Source organism: Mycobacterium gordonae (assembly GCF_002101675.1).
In the GTDB taxonomy this organism is placed as follows: domain Bacteria; phylum Actinomycetota; class Actinomycetes; order Mycobacteriales; family Mycobacteriaceae; genus Mycobacterium; species Mycobacterium gordonae.
In genome coordinates this window covers 55,200-77,965 of sequence record NZ_LQOY01000151.1, presented here as the reverse complement: position 1 = coordinate 77,965, position 22,766 = coordinate 55,200, and the positions used below count along the sequence as shown (strand labels likewise).

The 22,766-nt window shown below is 66.3% G+C and carries 22 protein-coding genes and 4 tRNA genes; 15 read left to right on the top strand and 11 right to left on the bottom strand.

Features of this window, described 5'->3' with window-relative positions:
• Positions 1–527 precede the first annotated feature (527 nt).
• The 3 genes from AWC08_RS21115 to AWC08_RS21105 form a co-directional block, all read right to left on the bottom strand.
• Positions 528–604: transfer RNA gene (locus AWC08_RS21115), tRNA-Phe, on the bottom strand.
• 33 nt (positions 605–637) lie between these two features.
• Positions 638–714, bottom strand: a tRNA-Asp gene (locus AWC08_RS21110).
• A gap of 41 nt (positions 715–755) precedes the next feature.
• Positions 756–828 (bottom strand) — tRNA-Glu (locus AWC08_RS21105).
• A gap of 125 nt (positions 829–953) precedes the next feature.
• Here AWC08_RS21105 and AWC08_RS21100 point away from each other — a divergent pair.
• Positions 954–1,026 (top strand) — tRNA-Lys (locus tag AWC08_RS21100).
• 126 nt (positions 1,027–1,152) lie between these two features.
• Positions 1,153–1,977: a TIGR04255 family protein gene (locus tag AWC08_RS21095; protein ID WP_065132381.1), complete on the top strand. Its 825-nt coding sequence runs from the start codon at positions 1,153–1,155 to the stop codon at positions 1,975–1,977.
• Here the strand turns inward: AWC08_RS21095 and AWC08_RS21090 are convergent.
• On the bottom strand, positions 1,974–2,879 hold the full coding sequence (locus AWC08_RS21090; protein WP_069435493.1) for an SAM-dependent methyltransferase: 906 nt from the start codon (positions 2,877–2,879) through the stop codon (positions 1,974–1,976). The genes AWC08_RS21095 and AWC08_RS21090 overlap by 4 nt on opposite strands.
• An 84-nt stretch (positions 2,880–2,963) precedes the next feature.
• Between AWC08_RS21090 and AWC08_RS21085 the strand changes: the two genes are divergently transcribed.
• Genes AWC08_RS21085 through AWC08_RS21075 form a run of 3 tightly spaced genes read left to right on the top strand, consistent with a single transcriptional unit; the run spans position 2,964 to position 4,129 of the window.
• Complete coding sequence (locus AWC08_RS21085; protein ID WP_232008151.1) at positions 2,964–3,476, top strand: nucleoside deaminase; 513 nt, start codon at positions 2,964–2,966, stop codon at positions 3,474–3,476.
• A 51-nt stretch (positions 3,477–3,527) separates the two neighbouring features.
• Positions 3,528–3,896, top strand: coding sequence for an ArsR/SmtB family transcription factor (locus tag AWC08_RS21080; protein ID WP_065132378.1), 369 nt, complete (start codon positions 3,528–3,530; stop codon positions 3,894–3,896).
• A gap of 35 nt (positions 3,897–3,931) precedes the next feature.
• Positions 3,932–4,129, top strand: coding sequence for a zinc transporter Slc39a7 (locus AWC08_RS21075; RefSeq protein ID WP_065132377.1), 198 nt, complete (start codon positions 3,932–3,934; stop codon positions 4,127–4,129).
• A gap of 4 nt (positions 4,130–4,133) precedes the next feature.
• Here AWC08_RS21075 and AWC08_RS21070 read toward each other — a convergent pair whose 3' ends face one another.
• On the bottom strand, positions 4,134–5,171 hold the full coding sequence (locus AWC08_RS21070) for an oxygenase MpaB family protein (protein WP_069435408.1): 1,038 nt from the start codon (positions 5,169–5,171) through the stop codon (positions 4,134–4,136).
• Between the two features lie 64 nt (positions 5,172–5,235).
• Here AWC08_RS21070 and AWC08_RS21065 point away from each other — a divergent pair, with 64 nt between their 5' ends.
• The 5 genes from AWC08_RS21065 to phoU all read left to right on the top strand — a co-directional run bounded on the left by AWC08_RS21065 (position 5,236) and on the right by phoU (position 11,292).
• Complete coding sequence (locus tag AWC08_RS21065) at positions 5,236–5,868, top strand: TetR/AcrR family transcriptional regulator (RefSeq protein WP_082986103.1); 633 nt, start codon at positions 5,236–5,238, stop codon at positions 5,866–5,868.
• 146 nt (positions 5,869–6,014) lie between these two features.
• Complete coding sequence (locus AWC08_RS21060) at positions 6,015–7,037, top strand: acyl-ACP desaturase (protein ID WP_065132374.1); 1,023 nt, start codon at positions 6,015–6,017, stop codon at positions 7,035–7,037.
• A 6-nt stretch (positions 7,038–7,043) separates the two neighbouring features.
• Positions 7,044–8,177, top strand: coding sequence for a tRNA dihydrouridine synthase DusB (dusB, locus tag AWC08_RS21055; protein ID WP_069435409.1), 1,134 nt, complete (start codon positions 7,044–7,046; stop codon positions 8,175–8,177).
• Between the two features lie 192 nt (positions 8,178–8,369).
• Positions 8,370–10,553, top strand: coding sequence for an LCP family protein (locus tag AWC08_RS21050; protein ID WP_069435410.1), 2,184 nt, complete (start codon positions 8,370–8,372; stop codon positions 10,551–10,553).
• A 70-nt stretch (positions 10,554–10,623) separates the two neighbouring features.
• Positions 10,624–11,292: a phosphate signaling complex protein PhoU gene (gene phoU / locus AWC08_RS21045; protein ID WP_065132371.1), complete on the top strand. Its 669-nt coding sequence runs from the start codon at positions 10,624–10,626 to the stop codon at positions 11,290–11,292.
• A 101-nt stretch (positions 11,293–11,393) separates the two neighbouring features.
• On the opposite strand, the gene pstB is transcribed toward phoU, so the two are convergent.
• From pstB to AWC08_RS21015, 6 genes are all read right to left on the bottom strand, one after another.
• Complete coding sequence (gene pstB, locus AWC08_RS21040; protein ID WP_065132370.1) at positions 11,394–12,170, bottom strand: phosphate ABC transporter ATP-binding protein PstB; 777 nt, start codon at positions 12,168–12,170, stop codon at positions 11,394–11,396.
• A 16-nt stretch (positions 12,171–12,186) separates the two neighbouring features.
• Positions 12,187–13,095, bottom strand: coding sequence for a phosphate ABC transporter permease PstA (pstA, locus tag AWC08_RS21035; RefSeq protein WP_065132369.1), 909 nt, complete (start codon positions 13,093–13,095; stop codon positions 12,187–12,189).
• Entirely contained in the window at positions 13,092–14,129 is a 1,038-nt protein-coding gene (gene pstC, locus AWC08_RS21030) for a phosphate ABC transporter permease subunit PstC (protein WP_069435592.1), read from the bottom strand. Before pstC ends, pstA begins: the two co-directional genes overlap by 4 nt.
• Positions 14,130–14,158: 29 nt before the next feature.
• Positions 14,159–15,259: a phosphate ABC transporter substrate-binding protein PstS gene (gene pstS / locus AWC08_RS21025; protein WP_244906519.1), complete on the bottom strand. Its 1,101-nt coding sequence runs from the start codon at positions 15,257–15,259 to the stop codon at positions 14,159–14,161.
• Between the two features lie 64 nt (positions 15,260–15,323).
• Entirely contained in the window at positions 15,324–16,229 is a 906-nt protein-coding gene (gene mshD, locus AWC08_RS21020) for a mycothiol synthase (RefSeq protein ID WP_065137693.1), read from the bottom strand.
• Positions 16,226–16,984, bottom strand: a complete 759-nt coding sequence (locus AWC08_RS21015) for a winged helix-turn-helix transcriptional regulator (protein ID WP_142283710.1) — start codon at positions 16,982–16,984, stop codon at positions 16,226–16,228. Before AWC08_RS21015 ends, mshD begins: the two co-directional genes overlap by 4 nt.
• Positions 16,985–17,215: 231 nt before the next feature.
• Here AWC08_RS21015 and lmeA point away from each other — a divergent pair, with 231 nt between their 5' ends.
• The 5 genes from lmeA to AWC08_RS20990 all read left to right on the top strand — a co-directional run bounded on the left by lmeA (position 17,216) and on the right by AWC08_RS20990 (position 22,751).
• Positions 17,216–18,028 (top strand): mannan chain length control protein LmeA, encoded by an 813-nt coding sequence (gene lmeA, locus AWC08_RS21010; protein WP_065137694.1) that lies wholly within the window; start codon positions 17,216–17,218, stop codon positions 18,026–18,028.
• Positions 18,029–18,303: 275 nt separating this feature from the next.
• On the top strand, positions 18,304–19,137 hold the full coding sequence (locus AWC08_RS21005; RefSeq protein ID WP_065137695.1) for a sulfurtransferase: 834 nt from the start codon (positions 18,304–18,306) through the stop codon (positions 19,135–19,137).
• Position 19,138: 1 nt separating this feature from the next.
• Positions 19,139–19,441, top strand: coding sequence for a DUF1416 domain-containing protein (locus AWC08_RS21000; RefSeq protein WP_065137696.1), 303 nt, complete (start codon positions 19,139–19,141; stop codon positions 19,439–19,441).
• Between the two features lie 195 nt (positions 19,442–19,636).
• Positions 19,637–20,290, top strand: a complete 654-nt coding sequence (locus AWC08_RS20995; RefSeq protein ID WP_065137697.1) for a heme-binding beta-barrel domain-containing protein — start codon at positions 19,637–19,639, stop codon at positions 20,288–20,290.
• 91 nt (positions 20,291–20,381) lie between these two features.
• Positions 20,382–22,751 (top strand): hypothetical protein, encoded by a 2,370-nt coding sequence (locus AWC08_RS20990; protein ID WP_065137698.1) that lies wholly within the window; start codon positions 20,382–20,384, stop codon positions 22,749–22,751.
• The last annotated feature ends 15 nt before the right edge of the window (positions 22,752–22,766 follow it).

Here is a 22,766-nt window from a genome sequence, read left to right as displayed (position 1 = left end):
CTGGACCAAGACCGCCGACCAAATCCTGGCCAGCATCGGCAACTACTGCACTAGAATTAATGACTCAGGACACTAGTTCGACCGTGGCCGCCGGCACTCCGACCAGCCGAGCCATCTCGCTTCCGAGCTTCTCCACAGTGTCTTCCCCGAGGGAACGATCGCGCTCTGGCCGTGCGGGTTTGAACAGCCAGGTACGCTCTCTCGACGGATGTTTGAGCCAGTCGTGCGGATGCTGGCCCTGGCTCTCGAGGCCAGCGACAGCCCAGTCGTCGGCAGCCACGACTGACCAGCGAACGGGCACGACGCAATTGTGCCTCGCAGGTGCTAGTGCAATCGCCACTGGCCACGCGCATGTCGCGTAGGGCTCCGCTCGAAGACAGCGGAGAGTCGAGGGGGACGGATCCGATACAGAGTTGGCAGCGACGGCACCTCGTTTTTGGCCCCATATTGGCCCCATCGCCGAGTCCGAATCGGTGATGACGAGTTCGTAGACAGAGCGAAAAGGGGCGCTGAAATGCACAGATACTTGGTGGCCAGGGGCGGGATCGAACCGCCGACCTTCCGCTTTTCAGGCGGACGCTCGTACCGACTGAGCTACCTGGCCGGAAGCCGGCAGGCAGCGTGTGCCTCGCCGTGCTGGCGACCCTGACGGGACTCGAACCCGCGACCTCCGCCGTGACAGGGCGGCGCGCTAACCAACTGCGCCACAGGGCCTTGCTGTACTGCTGTGCCCCGCGGGTGGCCCGCGTAGCAAGTACCCCCTACGGGATTCGAACCCGCGCTACCGCCTTGAAAGGGCGGCGTCCTAGGCCGCTAGACGAAGGGGGCCAGAACCGAATCTCTCCGGGGCACTGCCAACGCGATTACCGTTGGGAGCCAAGCCAGCTTAGGTCACCTCGGCCCCAATCCTCAAACGAGCCCTCCGCCGGCACCCAGTATTGTGATTCTCCGCTGCCCCTATAGCTCAGTTGGTAGAGCTACGGACTTTTAATCCGCAGGTCGTAGGTTCGAGTCCTACTGGGGGCACCGCATCGGGGTCATACCGGCTCCCACCTGCGACGCCAGCCGCGCGACAACCGCGCAAGGCCGGCAGCCCGGGACGAATTGGGACGCTTGGGGTGATTGCCGTCACGCTTCGATAAGCTCGCGGCTATGCTTCCGGACGTGAATCCCGCTGAGGTACAACCCAACGCCCCCGTAGCCCTGGTGACGCTGGAGATCCGTCACCCGGCAACAGACAGCCTGACCGAGACGGCAAGCCGCGAGCTCAAGCATCTGCTCCTCAACGACCTGCCGATCGAGCGCCAGGCCCAGGATGTCCAGTGGGGCATGACGGCCCCCGGCCAACCGCCGCAACCGGTCGCGGACCGCTTCGTGCGCTACTCCAACCGTGAGAACACCACCGCCGCGTCGCTCAAGAACCAGGCGATCGTCGTCGAAACCAGCGCATACAGCAATTTCGACACCTTCCTGGACATCGCCATGCGGGTGGTCGACGCGCGTTCGGCCATCTCGTCGATCGTGGGCATCGAGCGCATCGGCCTGCGCTACGTCCTGGAGATCCGGGTTCCCGCCGGCGTCGACGGCCGGATCGAGTGGACCAACTGGATCGACGAAAGCCTGCTCGGACCACAACGCCTGGCCCCGGGCGGACTGACGCTGACCGAGTGGCAGGGCGCCGCCGTCTACCGCGAAGCCCAGCCAGGCAAGTCGCTCATCGTGCGTTACGGACCGGGTGTCGGTCAGGCGCTCGACCCCAGCTATCACCTGCGTCGGGTCACGCCCGCGCAGACCGGGCAGTTCTTCCTGATGGACATCGACAGCTTCTGGACACCGCCCACCGGCGCCATCCCGGAGTACAACCGCGACGCGCTCGTCTCGACCTACCGCGACCTGTACGCGCCGGCGCAGACGGTGTTCCAGGACATGCTCACCACCCGGCTGAAGGACGAGCTGCTCCGCAGCCAGCCCAGCTAGGGCTTGAACACCGCGCTGGTGTAGGTGATGTCCGCGAACGCTTCTGCCAGCTCGTCATCGGGGTAGTCGAACCCGTTGGCCGCGTGCAGTTCGGCGGTCGTGCGAGGCGTGGTCTGCCAGCCGGTACCGGTGAGGTGGTCCAGGAGGTGGCTGCGCTCGGCGTGGTAGACGAGGTCGTTGAAGTCGAGTTCGAACCCGAGTGCAGCCATCTTTTCGTGGTGTGCGCGCCACCGCTCGTCCTGGAAGACCCGGGTGTCCGGGACGAACTCGAACGCTAGCCGGCTGCCGGGTGCGCTCAGCGCGGTGATGTTGTCGAACAACGCGTCCTGGGCGTCGTCCGGCAGATAAACCAGCAAGCCCTCCGCGCTCCAGGCCGACGGTGCCTCAGCGTCGAACCCGGCCGCCCGCAACGCCGTGGCCCAGTCGTCTCGCAGGTCGATGGCGACGGTCCGGCGCTCGGCGGTCGGCTCGGCGCCCAGATCGCTCAGCGTCAGCGTCTTGAACTCGATCACCTCGGGCATGTCGACCTCGTAAACGACGGTGCCGGCCGGCCACGGCAGGCGGTAGGCACGCGCATCCAGGCCTGACGCCAGAATCACCACCTGCCCGATCCCGCCGCGGGTCGCGCCCAGGAAGAACTCGTCATAGAACCTGGTTCGGCAGGCCATGCCCCGAGCCATCCGCTGCGGGTCGAACTCGGAGTCGTCCTCTACCGGGATCTGTCCGTTTACCAGACGGGTGTAGACGTCGATACCGACCGCGCGCACCAGCGGCGCCGCGAACGGATCGTCGATCAGCGCGTATTCGGGATCCGAAGCCAGCGCCCGTTGGGCGGCGACCATCGTTGCCGTCGCACCGACGCTCGTCGCAAGGTCCCAGCGATCCCGATCGGTACGCACCATTGCACTCCCTCGACGTCAGAAAATATAGATAACCTAGTTACTATCACAGAACCGCCAATGATTCTGCGGGGCTACCCTGCGGGTGTGACCGACTTCGCCCAGCGAACCATCGACCTCGCACGTCAGAACGTCGCCGCGGGGGGCCGGCCGTTCGCGACCGTCATCGCCAAAGACGGCCGGGTCCTCGCCGAAAGCGCCAACATGGTGGCGCAGACGAAGGATCCGACGGCGCACGCGGAGATCCTCGCGATTCGCGCGGCCTGCACCGCGCTCGGCACCGAGCACCTGGTCGGCACGACCATCTATGTGCTGGCCCATCCTTGTCCGATGTGCCTGGGGTCGCTGTACTACTGCTCCCCCGACGAGGTCGTGTTCCTGACCTCGCGCGACGCCTACGAACCGTATTACGTCGACGACCGCAAGTACTTCGAGCTCGCCACGTTCTACGACGAATTCGCCAAGGACTGGCAGGCGCGCCGGCTCCCGATGCGCGAAGAATCCCGCCCCGACATCAGAACCGCAGCCGTGGATGTCTACCGGTCCTGGCGGGAACGCAACGGCGGACAGCGCCAGGCGACCGTCGTGCCGGCCGGCTGACGAACGCGCCGGTGCGATGCGCCGTCGCCCGCGCTGCGCTATTATCTACGTATGCATGCAGATAACAGACCTCGGCGATTGCCGGACGACCAGGTTGGACTGGTGGTCGAAGTTTTCCGCATGCTGGCCGACGCCACCCGGGTGCAGGTGTTGTGGTCGCTGGCCAAGCACGAGATGTCGGTCAACGAACTCGCCGAGCATGTGGGCAAGCCGGCGCCGTCGGTCTCCCAACACCTGGCGAAGTTGCGCATGGCACGCCTGGTGCGCACCCGCCGCGACGGCACCACCATCTTCTACAGCCTGGAGAACGACCACGTGCGCCAGCTCGTCATCGACGCCGTCTACAACGCCGAGCACGCCGGCCCGGGCGTCCCGGGTCACCATCGCGGGGACAGCGCCGTGAAGGCAATTAAAAGCTAGGCCTCACAACACTTTTCAAGATAAGGAGAAGGAAAATGTCGGAGCACACCCACGATGAGGCGCACGCCCACGAACATCAGCACGGGGACGTTCAGCACAGCCACGCCCACACCACCCACGACCACGAGCACGTCGCGCACGAGCACACCCACTCACACAACGACGGCACCGAACACACTCACCAGCACGTGCACCAGTCCGGCCTGGAAGAGGTACACAGCCACACGCACTGAGCCCTCACATCACTGGGCAGTAGTGCTTCGGATCGCCCCGCTCGTCCAGTGGGGGCAGGTTGCGCGCCGGCGTCTGCGGCAGTGGCGCATCGGCCGGGATGCGCCCGGACGCGCGATCCAGACCGGCGCGCGCCCGCGGATGCTTGCGGTACCTGGGCGGCACGAAGGCGAAAACCACCCGGACCAGGTTGCCGAAGCGCCGGTGCAGCCACTCGTCGCGGCCTGACCACTTGTAACCCAGCCGTTCCCGGACGGCCGGGTGGTACAGCCCCACGGTCAGCCAGAGAAAGAACGGCGCGGACAACTTCGTCAGGCCCGCCCACAACCAGTCCGGCAGCCACGGGGCGATCGGCGGCTTGTCATATTTGGTCAGATCGAGGACGGCCCGAGTCGCGAAGTTGTCCTCTAAGACGTTGCGGCACATGTGGTCCCAGTAAACCTGGAATTCTTCCCAGGTGTTGGGCACCGGCCGCATACTCATGCCGTACATCCGGTACCACTGGACGTGTTCGTCGAACAGCTGCCGCTTCTCGGCTTCGGTCAGGCCGCCGCAGAACCATTCGGCCACATGGAGCGTGCCGACGAAGAACGTCGAGTGCGCCCAGTAGAAGACGTCGGGATTGAGCGCGTGGTAGCGCCGACCCTGATCGTCGACGCCCTTGATGTTGATGTGATAGTCGCGTACCTCGGCACCCGTGGCCGGCGCACGGTCGCCGTCGAAGACGACGCCGCCGATCGGGTACAGCGACCGCATCACCCGCGGCAGGGGCTCCCGGAGGAAGGTCGAGTGGTCTTTGACGGCGGCGCCCAACTGGGGATGCATGTTCTGCATGGAACCCGCGAAGGGCCCCTGCAACATCCCTCTCCAGTCGCCGAAGTATTTCCACGTCAACGAGCCGGGCCCAAGTGGCGTCGGCGGCGCCTCATAGCCCGGCCCGGAGACCGGGCACCCGACGGCCACGCCGTGCTCCGCCTCCGGCGCGCCGGAGGCAGGGTCGTCGGCGCTGGTCACGGGGCAGGCCGCAGAAGTATCTTGAGTCACTGGATTTTCCTCAGCTGTCAGAAATCTGACTACACGCGTTGTCAAAATCGATTCTAGGAGCGAAGTGCAGGCGGGTCAACGACGGGGACGCTGGTCGGGCGTCCCCTTGGAAGACCGCAACGCGTTGCGCCGGGACACACTGGTCGCCGCTGGCGTCCAACTTCTCGGCAGTGAAGGCGGTCCCGCGCTCACGGTGCGCGCCGTCTGCCGTCAGGCGAATCTGACCGAGCGGTACTTCTACGAGAGCTTCACCGATCGCGAGCACTTCGTTCGCGCGGTCTACGACGATGTCTGCACTCGCGCGATGGCGACGCTGACCTCAGCCAAGACGGCTCGGGAGGCCGTCGAGCAATTCGTGGCGCTGATGGTCGACGACCCGGTGCGCGGGCGCGTGCTGTTGCTGGCGCCGGCCGTAGAGCCGGTGCTGACCCGCTCCGGGGCGGAGTGGATGCCAAACTTCATCGACCTGCTGCAGCACAAGCTCTCCCGGATCGTCGATCCGGTGACTCAGAAATTGGTCGCGACCAGCTTGATCGGCGCACTGACCGCCCTGTTCACCGCCTACCTCAACGGCCAGCTGGGCGCCACTCGCCAGCAGTTCATCGACTACTGCGTCGGCATGCTGCTGGGCACCGCCGCCACCTACGTCGAGCAGGGCCCGAGCGGTATCGCGGTCGCCGCCGCGCCGCACGATTAACAGCGCCCGACCTCGGGCACCCTTCTCGAAGTAGCAGATCAACCTTGACCGCACCGTGATGCGCCACACCGCCGGCAAACTTGAATGCTACTGACGGACACAGATATATTGACTGCAACCAACAGACACAGATAACTGGAGTTGCCATGTCAGGCGAGCTGACCAATCTGCAGCTGCTACAGGAACTCGAGCCGATGGTGGAGAAGTACCTGAACCGGCACGAGAGCATGCACAAAGACTGGAATCCGCACGACTACATCCCGTGGTCGGACGGGAAGAACTTCTACGCGCTCGGTGGACAGGACTGGGAGCCCGGACAGTCCAAGCTGTCCGACATCGCCCAGGTGGCGATGGTGCAAAACCTGATGACCGAAGACAATCTGCCGTCGTACCACCGCGAGATCACGATGAACTTCGGCCTGGACGGGGCCTGGGGCCAGTGGGTCAACCGCTGGACCGCCGAGGAGAACCGGCACGGGATCGCGCTGCGCGACTACCTGGTGGTGACCCGCGCGGTCGACCCCTATGAGCTGGAGAAGCTGCGCATGGAGGTGGTGAACCGGGGGTTCAGCCCGGGCCAGAACCACCAGGTCCGCGACGACCTGTTCGCCGAGAGCCTGTTCGACTCGGTCATTTACGTCACCTTCCAGGAGCTGGCCACCCGGATCTCGCACCGCAACACCGGTAAGGCTTGTGACGAGCCGATTGCCGACCAGATGCTGGCCAAGATCTCAGCCGACGAGAACCTGCACATGATCTTCTACCGCGACGTCAGCGAGGCCGGGTTCGAGATCGCACCCAACCAGGCGATGAAGTCCCTGCACAAGATCCTGCGCAACTTCCAGATGCCCGGTTACCAGGTGCCCGAGTTCCGCCGCAAGGCAGTGCTCATTGCCGTCGGCGGGGTCTACGACCCGCGGATTCACCTCGACGACGTCGTCCTGCCGGTGCTCAAGAAGTGGCGCATCTTCGAGCGCGAGGACTTCACCGGGGAAGCCGCCGCGCTTCGCGACGACCTGGGCGTGCTCATCAAGGAACTGGAAGCATCCTGCGACAAGTTCGAGGTGTCCAAGCAGCGCCAACTCGACCGCGAACTGCGCACCGGCAAGAAGACCACCGCGCTGGAACTGCATGAGACCGCGGGCAAGCTGACGCTGAGCGGGCGGTAACGCCCATTGCGCATCGGCACCATCGAGCTGGCCAGCCCCGTCGTGCTGGCGCCCATGGCCGGTGTGACGAATGTCGCATTCCGGTCGCTGTGCCGTGAGCTCGAGCAGTCGAAGGTAGGCACGGTCAGCGGACTGTACGTCTGCGAGATGGTGACCGCGCGTGCGCTCGTCGAGCGCCATCCGGTCACCATGCACATGACGACGTTCGCCCCGGACGAATCGCCACGCTCGCTGCAGCTCTACGCCGTCGACCCGGAGACCACGTTCGCCGCCGCCAAGATGATCGCCGACGAGGACCTGGCCGACCACATCGACATGAATTTCGGTTGCCCGGTGCCCAAGGTGACCAGGCGCGGTGGCGGAGCGGCGTTGCCCTACAAGCGGCGGCTGTTCGGCCAGATCGTCGCCGCCGCGGTACGCGCCACCGCCGGCACCGACATCCCGGTGACGGTGAAGTTCCGCATCGGCATCGACGACGAGCACCACACTCATCTCGACGCCGGACGAATCGCCGAGTCCGAGGGCGCCGCGGCCGTCGCGCTGCACGCCCGCACGGCCGCGCAGCGGTATTCGGGAACGGCCGACTGGGACCAGATCGCCCTGCTCAAGCAGCAGGTGCGCACGATTCCGGTGCTGGGCAACGGCGACATCTACGACGCCAGCGACGCGCTGGCCATGATGGCCGCCACCGGATGCGACGGCGTGGTGATCGGCCGAGGCTGCCTGGGCCGGCCCTGGCTGTTCGCCGAGTTGTCGGCCGCGTTCACCGGCAGACCCACACCGACGCCGCCGCGTCTGGGCGAGGTCGCGGACATCGTCCGACGGCACGGCGCTCTGCTGGCAGCCCACTTCGGCGAGGACAAGGGGATGCGCGACATCCGCAAGCACGTCGCCTGGTACCTGCACGGCTTCCCGGCAGGATCGGACTTGCGGCGCGCACTGGCGCTGGTCAAGACGCTCGACGAACTCGACGGGCTGCTCAACCAATTGGATCGCGACGTACCGTTCCCGGAGGCCGGCAACGGCCCGCGCGGGCGTCAGGGTTCGCCGGCGCGAGTGTCTCTTCCCGACGGCTGGCTCGACGATCCCGACGACTGCCGGGTGCCCGAAGGTGCCGACGTCATGCACTCGGGCGGCTGACCCGCAAGGGCGGGTGGCTGAACCGAGACACTCTCGAAATCGCGTCTCAGCCGATAAATCAGTACGATATGAGCCTTAATGCAGTTTCGCGGCGCCGAATGGGCGGTGCTGCGTTGACGTGTGCGCGTTGTGCCCGAACAACCACCCCGTGGTGGAGACGTCCGCATAGTGACTTTCGGAGGCCGATAGGACATGAGTGACGGCGAGAAAGACGCCACTCGTGACCGTCGGCGCGCGCCGGGCACCGGTGATGCTGACTTCCCTACCGCAAATTCGCAGCCTTTTCCAGGCGCCGCGCCGTGGGAGCGCTTCTCGGCGCCGGCCGCCGATGAGGAGCTGAGCCGGTGGTCGGCGGGCCCTTTCACCAGACCCGGGACCCGTGCGGAAACCCAGGACGCCCCGGCGGGCAGCCACAACGACGGTGTCCTGAGCGTCGCGGACCTGATCGCCAAACTCGGCGCCACGCTTCCGGACCGGCCCACCCCCCACCACCATGCGGCTGACGACGCAGAGGCCGCCGAAGAGCCGGAGGTGGTCGAAGAACCGGAAGTCGTCCCCGCCGAGTTGACCCCGGATTTGCTTGACCGCGACGACCTGCTCGACACACAGGTCATGCCCATTCCGGCATATTCCCTGCAACTGCTCTCCGAACTGCCCGATCTCGGGGCAGCCAACTACCCGCAGGACGGCTCCGAGGACGCCGAACCTGCGAAGGCGGCGCGGCGCAAGCGGCGCCGCGGAACTTCCCCGGCTGCCGACTCCAGCGCCCAGGCCCCGACACAGCACGCCCGCAGGCGGCCGATCCTGATCGCGGGCCGCTCCATGGTGGCCGTCATCGCGTTGCTCTCGCTGGTGCTCACCGGCGGGGCGTGGCATTGGAGTTCGTCGAAGAACAATCAGTTGAACACCGTCAGCGCCCTCGACCCCGGGTCGTCGGACATCGTCGACCCGAATGCGCAGTACGGCGACGAGAACTTCCTGATCGTCGGCATGGACTCGCGCTTGGGTGCCAACGCCAATGTCGGGGCGGGTGACACCGAGGACGCCGGTGGCGCCCGTTCGGACACCGTGATGCTGGTCAACATTCCGGCCAACCGCAAGCGGGTGGTCGCCGTGTCCTTCCCGCGTGACCTGGCGATCACCCCGATCCAGTGCGAGGCCTGGAATCCCGAAGACGGCAAGTACGGGCCCATCTACGACCCCAAGACCGGCAAGACCGGCCCCCGCATGGTCTACACCGAGACCAAGCTGAACTCGGCGTTCTCCTTCGGTGGGCCCAAGTGTCTGGTGAAGGTCATCCAGAAGCTGTCCGGCTTGAGCGTCAACCGATTCATCGCCATCGACTTCGTCGGCTTCGGACGTATGGTCGAGGCCCTCGGCGGCGTGGAGGTGTGCAGCACCACGCCGTTGAAGGATTACGAACTGGGCACGGTGCTCGCCCACGCCGGACGCCAGGTAATCGACGGGCCGACGGCGCTGAACTACGTACGCGCGCGGCAGGTCACCACTGAGAGCAACGGCGACTACGGCCGCATCAAGCGTCAGCAGCTGTTCCTGTCCTCGCTGCTGCGGACGATGATCTCCGAAGACACGTTGATGAACCTCAACAAGCTCAACAACGTCGTCAACATGTTCATCGGCAACAGTTACGTGGACAACGTGAAGACCAGAGACCTGGTTGAACTGGGCCGCTCCCTGCAGCACATGGCGGCCGGGCACGTCACGTTCGTCACCGTGCCCACCGGCATCACGGACCAGGACGGCAACGAGCCTCCGCGAACCGCGGACATGAAGGCGCTGTTCACCGCGATCATCAACGACGACCCGCTGCCCAAGGAAAACGACCAGAACGCGCAAAGCCTGGGCACCTCGCAGACCTCCGGAACGGGCACCTCGGGTTCGACCCCCAGCTCCAAGAAGCCATCCCCGCCCCAGCCGGCGCCCGCCAATGACACCCACCGTGAGCAGGTGACGACCACCTCGCCGCAAGAGGTCACGGTCCAGGTGTCCAACGGGACCGGCACCGAGGGGTTGGCGGCGACCGCCGCGAGTCAACTGAAGCGCAATGGCTTCAACGTGATGACGCCGGACGACTACCCGAGCTCGCTGAAGACCACCACCGTCTTCTTCTCCCCCGGCAATGAGCAAGCGGCCGCCACGGTGTCCGCGGTGTTCGGCAATGCGAAAGTCGAGCGGGTCACCGGCATCGGCTCGGTGGTCCAGGTGGTTCTCGGCCCGGACTTCAGCGCGGTGACCTCACCGCCGCCCAGCGGCTCCTCGGTGAGCATGCAGATCAGCCGGAACACCAGCAGCCCGCCGACCAGGCTGCCAGAGGACCTGACCGTCACCAATGCCGCGGACACCACCTGCGAATAGCCCGTTAAGGTTCGCGAACAGGACGTGCCGCTGCGCGCCATTGGCCATGTGCAGAACGTAGGCTTTACACATGAGAACCGCCTACCATGAGCAGCTCGCGGATTTATCCGAGCGACTCGGCGAGATGTGCGGGCTGGCCGGGATGGCGATGGAGCGGGCTACCCAAGCCTTGTTGCAGGCCGATCTGGTGCTGGCCGAGCAGGTCATCACCGACCACGAGAGGATATCGGCGCTCAGCGCCCAGGCCGAAGAAAGCGCCTTCGTCCTGTTGGCGCTGCAGGCGCCGGTAGCCGGCGACCTGAGGTCGATCGTCAGCGCGATTCAGATCGTCGCTGACATTGACCGAATGGGGGCCCTGGCCCTGCATGTCGCCAAGATCGCGCGGCGCCGGCACCCGCAGCACGCGCTGCCCGAAGAGGTCAACGGCTACTTCGCCGAAATGGGGCATATCGCAGTCGAATTGGGCAACAGCGCGCAAGAGGTGCTGTTGTCCCGCGACCCGGAGAAGGCGGCGCGGATCCGCGAAGAAGACGACGCGATGGACGACCTGCACCGGCACCTGTTCAGCGTGTTGATGGACCGGGAGTGGAAGTACGGGGTCGCCGCGGCCGTCGACGTCACGCTGCTGGGACGGTTCTACGAACGCTTCGCCGACCACGCCGTCGAGGTGGCCCGCCGGGTCATTTTCCAGGCGACAGGCAAGTTCCCCGAGGGCGAGCCCAGCCCTACCTCACACTGAGGCTGCCTACGGTGAGCGCCCGGCCGAAGCCACACCGAGCCTGAAGATCTGCAGGGCTCCACTCGGACTTCCGCATCAATTCTTCATGCTGGGCGCGGCGACTAGCCGAAGCGGCCGGAGATGTAGTCCTCGGTCGATTTCTGGCTAGGGTTGGAGAAAATCTTCTCGGTGTCGTCGATCTCGATCAGGCGCCCAGGCTTGCCGACAGCCTCCAAGTTGAAGAACGCCGTCTGATCACTCACCCGCGCCGCCTGCTGCATGTTGTGCGTGACGATGACGATGGTGTAATCCTGCTTCAATTCGCTGATCAGGTCCTCGATCGCCATCGTCGAGATGGGGTCCAGCGCCGAGCACGGCTCGTCCATCAACAGCACGTCGGGCTGCACCGCGATGGCGCGCGCGATACACAGTCGCTGCTGCTGGCCACCGGACAGACCGCCGCCGGGCTTGTCCAGGCGGTCTTTGACCTCGTCCCAGAGGTTGGCGCCACGCAACGACTGCTCGGTGGTCTCGTCGAGCACCTTACGGTTGCGTACTCCCTGCAACTTGAGGCCGGCCACCACATTGTCGCGAATCGACATGGCGGGGAAGGGGTTTGGCCGCTGAAACACCATGCCGATCGCCCTGCGCACGCCGACGGGGTCAATGCGCGTGCCATAGATGTCTTCATCGTCGAGCAGCACACTGCCTTCGACCCTGCCACCGGGGACCACCTCATGCATCCGGTTCAAGGTGCGCAGCACCGTGGTCTTGCCGCAGCCGGACGGCCCGATGAAGGCCGTCACGCTGCGCGGCAGCACCGACAGGGTGACGTCGGCGACCGCGTGGAACGACCCGTAGTAGATGTTGACCTCTTTGAGGTCCAACCGTTTGGCCAACTGATACAGCTCCTGGCTAAGTCTTCTTGGTGGCGAGGGTCTTAGCGACCACCCTGGCCCCGATATTGATGATGGCAATCAGCAAGATCAGAGTAAGCGCGGCGCCCCACATCCGCTCCGTGGGAACGGGGCCGGCGCCGGCGGACGTCTGGTCATACATCATGCCGGGCAATGAGCCCATGAACCCACTGAACATGTCGAAGTTCATAGTGCGTGCATAGCCGACCAGGATGAGCAGCGGCGATGTCTCGCCCAACACCCGGGCCAACGCCAGCAGAATTCCCGTGAGAATCCCGGCCCGGCTGGTCGGCAGCACCACCCTGGCAATGGTTTTCCACTTCGGTATGCCGAGTGCGTAACTGGCCTCCCGAAGGTCCATCGGAACTATCCGCAGCATCTCTTCGGTCGCCCGGGCAATCACCGGCAGCATCATCAGCACCAACGCCAACGACACCGCGAACTGGGATCGGGGCAGACCCAACGCGGCCACCCACACCGCGTAAATGAACAACGCGGCGATGATCGAGGGCACTCCCGCCAGGATATCCACGGTGAACGTGACCAGCCGCGCCAGCGGGCTGCGTCCGCCGTATTCCACCAGGTAGATGCCCACCAGAACCCCGATCGGGATGGAGATCGCCGCGCACGCCAATCCCAGCAGCAGCGTGCCGACGATGGCGTGGTAAGCACCACCACCTGCATTGAGCGCTGTGGTACCCGCCTGCGAGTGCGTCCACCAGGTGGTCGACATCAGCGCCCTGAATCCGTTGACCGCTACCGAGCCCAGCAACCAGAGCAGCGGCGCCAGCGCGACCAGCATCGCCAGTGTCACCAGCATGGTGGCGACGATGTCGGCGATGCGACGACGCCATCCGCGCCCCCCGAGAGTCCGCCATTTCAGGGGGCGGTCCAACGTCGAAGTCAAGACCGCGTCCTTCCGGCTCGGGATCCGGCCACCGCGGTCCGCGCCAGGGCATTGACCACGAAGGTGAGCAGGAAGAGCACCAAGCCCGCCGCGAGGTAGGCGCCCGCCTTGTACTGGTTGTCGAACTCGGGCGCGGCGGCGGCGATCTTGGTGGCGAAGGTTGATCCGCCGTCGAACAGCGACCAGCTGAAATCCGCCTGCGTGCCCCGCAGGATGATCAGCAGCGCGACCGTTTCACCCAGGGCCTGCCCCAACCCGAGCATCGCGGCGCTGATGAATCCCGAACGCCCGAACGGCATCACCGTCGTCTTGACCACTTCCCAGCGGGTCGCTCCCAGGGCGAGCGCGGCCTCGATCTCGTCCTGCGGCGTCTGGGCGAACACCTCGCGGGTGACGGCGATGATGATCGGCAGGATCATCACCGCGAGGACGATACCGGCAGTGAAGATGGTGCCGCCACCGGCCACTGACGCGTTGCCGGTGGAGAACAGGAAGACCCGCCCGAGGTGCGCGTTGAGCCAGGCGGCCACCGGCCGCAACTGGGGCGCCAACACGTGCAGGCCCCAGACGCCGTAGATGATCGAGGGCACCGCCGCCAGCAGCTCGACGGAGTACGACAGCGGCGCGGCCAGTCCGCGCGGCGCGTACTGGGTGAGGTAGATCGCCACACCCAGTGCCACCGGCATCGCCAGGACCAGCGCGAACACCGACACGAACACGGTCACGTGCAGCTGTTCCACGATGCCGAACCGCAGGGCCGACGGGTCGGAGGTGACCCAGTTGCCGCGATAAGTGAGAAAATTCTCCCGATTGCGGCTCAACGCCGGCAGGGCGTGCCACAACAGAAACCCGCCGACGCCGGCGATGACGGCCACGACCAGCAGGCCGGCCCCTTCGGAGAGCCGACGAAAGAAGCGGTCCGCCAGCGGCGGCCTTCCGTATCCCCATGGACTGATCGGGACGACAGCCGGTGCCGCAAACGGCGCGGCGACGACTTCACCCGAACCCGCATCGGATGGGGTTGGCGTCGTCACTGTTGATCCCGTCGAAGTTCTCCGTGCGGTTACTGCACTGCGTCGATCGCGGCGATCAGACGCTCTTTGACCTTATCCGGCAGCGGGACGTACCCGGCGGAGGCGAGCACGGCCTGGCCCTTGTCGACGGCAGTGCGGAGGAACGCCTTCACCCCTGCGGCGGTGTCTAGGTCATAACCCTTGGAGCACACGATTTCGTAGGTCGCCAGGATCAACGGGTATGAAGTCGGTTCCCGGGTCGCGTACATCGAGCCCAGCTCCAGCACCAGATCATTGCCGCGGGCCGCAAAGGTCACGGCGTTGACGGCGTTGCGGGCCGTTTCGTCGGTCAGCGCGACGACGCCGTTGCCGGTGTCGATCTGCGCGAACGGCACCCCGGCGCGATCGGCGAAACCCTTCTCGACATATCCGATCGCACCGGGCGTGGCCCGCACCGCCTCCACCACGCCGGCCGACCGGGGCGCACCCTCACCCACCCCGCCCTGAAACTCGGTTCCCACACCCCGGGTCCAGCTTTGCGGCGCGGCGGTGGCCAGATACTTCTGAAAGTTGTCGGTGGTGCCCGAGGAGTCCTTGCGGTAGATCGGTGTGATCGTGGTCTGGGGCAACGCCACACCCGGATTGAGCGCGACCAGGATCGGGTCGTCCCACGTGCGGATGCCGCCGCTGAAAATCTTCGCGAGCGCGTCGGCGTCGAGAGCCAGTTTCGGAATGCCGGGCACGTTGTACACCAACGCGATCGACCCGAACACCAACGGCAGATCCCAGGCCGCGTTTCCGTTGCACCGTTGTGCCGCCGGGCCGATCTGGGAAGCGACCAGCGGTGAATCCGACCCGGCGAAGTCGACGTGGCCGGCGATGAACTGTTCGCGTCCGGCGCCGGACCCCGTGGCGTTGTACGAGAGCGTCTTCCCCGGGCACAGCTGCCCCCACACATGGTTGAACAGCGCCATCGCGATCTGCTGGGCTGTCGAACCCTCGGCGGTCAATGCGTTCTTGCCGCGGCACGAGCCACCGCCGCCCAGTGCCTGGCTTGCTGTCGAGGCACCGCGGTTGTCGTCGCTGCCGCAGGCCGCACCGCACAGCGTCACGGCAACAGCCGTCGCTGCGAGTGCCGGGCCGAATTTCACCCACTGAAACATTGCCAGGTAACCCGGAAACTATGCTCCGGGCCGAAAGAAAGCCCGAATCCGGTCAGCCCGCCGCGTAGGCGGTGTCGACGCTGTAGACGGAGAACCCGGTCTTCTCGTAGGTCCGCACCGCGGCCGCGTTGTCGGACTCGACATAGAGCATGGCGTGCGGGTCGGGCAGGCCGGCCAGTCGCCGCGCCAGCGACGCCAGACCGATCGACGTCAGCAGCTGTCCCAGCCCGCTGCCCTGGGCCGACGGGTCGACGCCGAGCACGTAGACCTCGCCCAGCCCCGCGGGGTCGGGATGCACCTTGGTCCAGTGGAACCCCGCCAGCTTGTCGTCGCGGTCGAACGCCAGGAACAGGCCGGCCGGGTCGAACCAGGCCTCCCCGCGTCGCTCCTCGACCTCGCGTTCGGTCCAGCCGCCCTGCTCCGGGTGATAGGAGAAGGCGGCGTTGTTGACCCGCAGCAGTTCGGCGTCGTCGGAAGAGCCGGCGTAGGTGCGTATTCGCAGCTCACGCAACCGGTCCGGCACCACGGGTTCGGCGATTTCACGCAGCGGCCGCCGCATCTGCAGCAGTTCCCGAACCACAACCAGCCCTAGCGCCGAGGCTGTGGCGCGGGCGGGCTCCAGCGTGCCGTGCGCCCAGAACCGAGTCCTACCGTCGGTCTTGGCCAACGCCGCCCGCACGAGCGCGGCGCCGACACCGCCGCGCCGGGCCTGCGGATGCACCACCAGTTCCGACATCGCGCCGGTGTCGTCTCGTGGCGGGGTGAGATTCAGATAACCGGTGATGCCGGCCGTGGCATCCACCACCACCAGGTGGTCGGTGCGATCCTGCGGCAGCTCCCGTAGCACTTGTTCACCGACCGGGGCGACACCATCGAATTCTGTTGCCGCGGTTATCAGTTGACGTATCTGGTGCTGCTCGTCGCGGGTCAGGGCGGTGCGCCACTGCGGCGCGGTCACTGACTGCGCAACGGGTCGGCCAGCGAGTCGATGTCGGTGTCGGATTCGTCGTCGTCGTCGGGCTCGGCGGCCTGGGTCCGGCCGCGGGCGGGCCGAACCGCCTTGTAGCCGACATTGCGCACCGTGCCGATCAGCGCCTCATGCTCGGGGCCGAGTTTGGCTCGCAGGCGACGTACGTGGACGTCGACGGTTCGGGTGCCGCCGAAGAAGTCGTAACCCCACACCTCGTGCAGCAGCTGGGCACGGGTGAACACCCGGCCGGCATGCTGGGCCAGGTACTTCAGCAACTCGAATTCCTTGTAGGTGAGGTCGAGCGGCCGGCCCCGCAGGCGCGCTGTATAGGTGCCCTCGTCGATCACCAGTTCGCCCAAACTCACCTTGCCGACGCTCTCCTGGTCCGCCAGGCCGCCGCGGCGGCCCACGACGAGCCGCAGTCGCGCGTCGATCTCGGCCGGCCCGGTGCTCGGAAGCAGGATTTCGTCCAGACCCCAGTCGGCGCTGACCGCCACCAAACCGCCTTCGCTCACCACCGCCAGCACCGGCGCGGAGCGGCCGGCCGTGCTCAGCAGCCGGCACAGGCCGCGCGCGGCCGACAGGTCGTTTCGTGCATCGACGAGCACGGCGTCGGCGTTACCCGCCTCCAGCAATGAGGACGCTTCCGGCGGCGCCGTCCGCACGGTGTGCGGCAGTAGGGACAACGAGGGTAGGACCGGGTCGGGATACAGCTCCGAGGTCAGCAGTAGTAGCTCCAACACGCCCCTCCAGCGTCGTGGGCAAGGCCTCCCAGACTCATCGCGACATATGACGTTAGCGGCAAGATCACCTAACGATAACTTGCCACGTGGTATTCGGCCTGGCGACGGGGCCTTCCGTAACGCAACCGCCGGAAGTCGGGCAGTTAGCCCGGGTGCCCGCGACCTGCGCGCGGGCGTCGCCGGCCGCCATTGGGCTGTGAGCAACCCAACACGGCCCGGCGATGTCAGAATGTGCGCGTGCGCAAAGTCCTGGCCGGTGCCACTGTCGCGGCGATCGCCGTCGGCGTCCTCGCCCTCGGGGCTGTCGGCGCCGACTACGGCTCGAGCATCTACGCCGAATATCGGCTTTCGACCAACGTGCGCAAGGCGGCGAACCTGGGATCCGACCCGTTCGTGGCCATCATCGCCTTTCCGTTCATCCCTCAGGCGGTGCGCCATCACTACGACGAACTGGAGATCAAGGCAGGCGCCGTCGACCACGCAACCGTCGGCAAGGCCACCCTCGAGGCCACCATGCACTCGATCGACCTGACCGATGCGTCCTGGCTGATCAGGCCCGACGCCAAGCTCCCGGTGGGCAAGCTGGAGAGCCGCATCATCATCGACTCGGTGCATTTGGGCCGCTACCTGGGCATCACCGACCTGATGGTGGAGGCACCTCCGCAGGAATCCAACGACGCCACCGGCGGGACCACCGAGTCCGGAATCTCCGGCAGCCGCGGACTGGTGTTCAGCGGCACACCGAAATCGGCTGACTTCGACCACCGGGTCAGCGTCTCGGTGGATCTGTCCGTGGCCGCCGACGACCCGGCAACCCTGGTGATCACCCCTACCGGCGTGCTCACCGGCCCCGACACCGCCGACCAGGCCGTTCCCGATGCCAAACGCGAGGCGGTATTGCGGGCTTTCACCAGCCGGCTGCCCAACCAGAGGCTGCCGTTCGGGGTGGCGCCGAACACGGTCGGAGCACGCGGCTCGGACGTCATCATCGAGGGCATCACCCGGGGCGTCACCGTCACCCTGGACGGTTTCAAGCGGTCCTGACGGTGGCCACCGGCCGCTGTTGGCTTCATCACTGTTTCATTGGGTAAGCTGACCGACGTGTCAGCCCGCATCGAGCTCATGCTCGCCAAGCGCCGCGCAGTCCAGCTGCGCCGCCTCGCGTGCTGTTGCTGTTGCTGTAGCTGCTGAGTAGCCGCGCCTATCTGCGCAGTGCTCGAAGCGGCCAGGGCCCCTTCCCGTGGCATGTCTTCCTCGCGCAACAGGCATACCCAGCCCCCCAAACGCTGTTCATCGGAAGTAAATCGAAAGGATCCCCCATGGCACGCTCCGACGTCCTGGTCTCCGCCGACTGGGCTGAGAGCAATCTGGATGCCGACAACGTCGTCTTTGTCGAGGTGGACGAGGACACCAGCGCATACGACGGCGGGCACATCCCCGGCGCCATCAAGCTGGACTGGCGAGACGACCTGCAGGACCCGGTCAAGCGCGACTTCGTCGACGCCGAGCAGTTCTCCAAGCTGCTGTCCGACCGTGGCATCTCCAACGACGACACCGTGATCCTGTACGGCGGCAACAACAACTGGTTCGCGGCGTACGCCTACTGGTACTTCAAGCTCTACGGCCACCAGAAGGTCAAGTTGCTCGACGGCGGCCGCAAGAAGTGGGAGCTTGACGGGCGCCCGCTGTCCAGCGACGCCGTGAACCGGCCGGCCACCTCTTATACCGCCGCCGCCCCGGACAACAGCATCCGCGCCTTCCGCGACGAGGTCATCGCCGCCATCGGCACCAAGAACCTCGTCGATGTGCGGTCCCCGGATGAGTACTCCGGCAAGATTCTGGCGCCCGCGCACCTGCCACAGGAGCAGAGCCAGCGCCCCGGCCACGTCCCCACCGCCATCAACGTGCCGTGGAGCAGGGCCGCCAACGAGGACGGCACCTTCAAGTCCGACGAGGAGCTGGCCAAGTTGTACGCCGACGCCGGCCTAGACGGACAAAAGGAAACGATTGCCTACTGTCGAATCGGGGAACGTTCGTCGCACACCTGGTTCGTGCTGCAGGAATTGCTCGGCCACAAAAACGTCAAGAACTACGACGGCAGTTGGACGGAATACGGCTCCCTGGTGGGTGCCCCGATCGAGTTGGGAAACTGACATGTGCACTGCACCAAAGCAAGGACTGACGTTGCCGGCCAGCGTCGACCTGGAGAAGGAAACGGTGATCACCGGTCGGGTGGTGGACGCAGACGGACAAGCCGTCGGAGGCGCGTTCGTCCGCCTGCTGGACTCGTCTGACGAGTTCACCGCGGAGGTCGTCGCGTCGGCCACCGGTGACTTCCGGTTCTTCGCAGCCCCGGGATCGTGGACGCTGCGCGCGTTGTCCCGGGTGGGCAACGGCGACGCCGTGGTGGCGCCGTCGGGCGCCGGCATCCACGAGGTGGACATCAAGGTCGCCTGACCGGCATTGCTGTTCACTCTGCGTTGCGGGCGACGAAACCCGAGAGGTCGCCGCCCTCAACGCAGACTCAACGGAAAAGGGATCGCATAGACTCATCCCCGTGGTGCTGTTCTTCGAGATCATGCTGGTCCTCGCGACTGTGGTCATCTCCTGGTTCGCGCTGTATGCGCTGTATCGGTTGATCACCGACGAGTCGTGAGCTCGACCGAGGGCTCAGACGCTGCAGACGCCGCCGACGAACTGTCCCAGGCGGCGGAGCGGGCGAAACTGACCGCTACCCGGAATATCCCCGCGTACGACGACCTGCCGGTGCCGGCTGACACCGCGAACCTGCGTGAGGGTGCCAACCTGCACGACGCCCTGCTGGCGCTGCTGCCGCTGGTCGGCGTCTGGCGCGGCGAGGGCGAGGGTCGCGCCCACGACGGCGATTACCGGTTCGGCCAGCAGATCGTGGTTTCCCATGACGGCGGCGACTACCTGAACTGGGAAGCCCGATCCTGGCGCCTCGACCAGGCTGGCGAGTACCACCAGCCGGCGCTGCGCGAAACGGGGTTCTGGCGCTTCGTCACCGACCCCGACGATCCGAGTGAATCGCAGGCGATCGAGCTGCTGCTGGCGCACTCGGCCGGTTACGTCGAGCTGTTCTACGGACGCCCGCGTAACCAGTCGTCGTGGGAACTGGTCACCGACGCGCTGGCCCGCAGCCGGTCCGGTGTGCTGGTCGGCGGCGCCAAACGGCTCTACGGCATCGTCGAAGGCGGCGATCTCGCCTATGTCGAAGAGCGGGTGGACGCCGACGGCGGCCTGGTCCCCCATCTGTCCGCGCGGCTGTCCCGTTTCGTCGGCTGAACCGGCCCCCCGGCTAGCTCTTGTTGTTGCCATCCCGCGCGCTTGCGCGTGTACTGTTCGCGTCCAAGCGTGCTGCAGGACGGGAGGTTTGATGGGTCAGAAGAGGATCGCCCCACCCCCGGTGCGCTGGGCCATGGCCGTCCTGGCCGTCCTGTTGATCGGTTATCTCGCCGCGGTGGCGCTCCAGCCCGCCATCTTGGATCTGCTGCCGTCCGGTGTCGGATGGTTCGGCCGGCCCGGATCGATGGCGACGACCGCGATCGTGGTCGGCGTCCTGGTCGCGGTGTGCGTCATGACCTTCCGGTCCAACACCAGCCACCGCCTGGTCGGTGTGTCCTTCACCGTGATCGCGGTGCTCATCACCATGAGCGCCATCCTGGGTCTGAGCTCGTACTGGAACTGTCACGACGAGAACCACCCCGCTGTTTTCACCCCGCTGATGCTGACCGCCCAGCTGATCAAGGGCAGCAGCAGCGACTACTCGCTGGGCGGGCACGTGTGCCCGAGCCCGACCCCCGTCGGCCTCGAATTGGCCCGGATGGCAGCGGTTTCGGCGATCTTCACCGGCTTGGGCGGTGTGGTGGTCGGGGTCTTCCGGTCCCAGGTGGACCGGCTGCGCTCGAACTTCGCCGATTCGGTCACCGCCATCGTGGGCGTCGACGACGACACCGAATCGATGATCAGCGGTGTCGCGCGGACCTTGGACCGGCGCAGCACCCTGGTCGTGATCACCAGCGCCAATGACGACCGGGTGCAGCGGGTCCGAAGACTGGGCGCCCGCGTGGTGCTGGTCGACTTCAACACGCCTGCCACGCTGGTGTCGCTGCGGCTGTGGCGCCACCTCAGCCGGCTCTACCTGATGGCACCCGACCCGGCGATCAATCTTTTGTGGCTTGACCTGATCAGCCGCCGGTTGTCGCAAGTGGCCAACAAGCGGCGGTTGCCGCTGATCGTGCGCATCGACGATCCCTGGCTGGCCGAAGCCTGGCGAGCCCAGCAGTTCGGCGGATCCGACACCCGATGGGCGGCCGACGTCGTCGGCAAGTATGAAGTCACGGCGAGCCGGCTCCTGGACGGCATCATCGCGACCGGCCGAACTAAACGTGTATTCGTCTGCGGCACTTCGCAATTGACCTTGGCACTGTGTGCGGACCTGACCCGCCGCGCGCTGGAGCGCGACTTCTACACGCCGCCGGGCGCAGTCCCGCTGCCGTCGCTGACCCTGGTGGAGCGCGACGCCGAGGAGTACCTCAAAGATCACGAGTTCTACCGCCGGCAAGCGGGATTCGCCTCCGAGGGACCGTCGATCGACGCCGTGTCGGAGGGCCCGACGATTCCCACGATTCTGCGGCTGATCGGCGACGCCGACCCCACTACCAGCGCCGTGATCCTGGTCGACACCCATACCGCCACCACCGGAACCAGGCTGGCGGCCCGCTTCCCCGAGATGCCGGTCTATACCTCCGACCTGAATACCAGCATCGCCGACGACTCGATCCAGGTGGTCGGCCTGCTGCAGTCGTACTCGCTGGTGTTGGACAGCCGCGAAGGCCAGGTCCAGGACGCCTGGGAGCGGGCCGCCCGGCTGATCCACGAGCGCTATGTGGCCACCATCGATCCCAGCTGGCCGCGGGGGCCGGCCTCGGTGCCGTGGGTCGAACTCGACGAGTTCTACCGCGGCTCCAACCGGCGCCAGGTGCGCAACGCGTTGTGGATGGTCGAACAGATCGCCGGCCACACCTGGAACACCTGGGGCAGCCCGCCTGCGCAGTTGTCCGGGCGCGACATGGCCGACTCGCCGCCGCTGGAACAGCTCGCGTTGATGGGCTTCGACCAGTACTCGGCGATGGCCATGGCCCAGGCGGAGCACGAGGACTGGTGCCGCTACTACCGCCGCAACGGCTGGAAGTTCGGCACGCCGCGCGACGACGCCCGCAAGATTCACGACAAGCTGGTCGACTGGGCCACCGTCGAGAGCAATCCGGACTTGCTGAACGCCGCCGTGCGCAGCCTGGCCGCCACCCTGTGGAGCCTGCGCCAACTCGGTTACCGGTCCCGGCCGCTGTGGCGAACCTTCACCCGGGTCGGAACCGTTTCCGCCGAGCAACGCACCGCGCCCTGGACATGGACGTCGGATTCGGGGCACACCATGCATGCCGAGGCCGGCGACTGGGAGGTGCGATCCGACGGCAAGACCTGGTCGGTGCGCGACGACATCTTTCACGCCACCTACGAGCCGGTGGGCGAGGGGCAGTGGCGCCGGAAAGGACGGGTTCAGGCTCGTCCGGCACAGCCGGGAGAGTCGATCAACACCCTTGAGGGCCCAACGAACGCAGCCGACGGCGACTGGGTGGTGCGAGGCGCAGAGGGCGAGCAGTGGCCCGTGCCCGCCCAGGAGTTCGCGCAGCGTTACGCCGAGTTCCAGCCCTCCGATGAAGCCCACGTCCCGGCCGCGGACTGACGGCCGCCGCGCGGC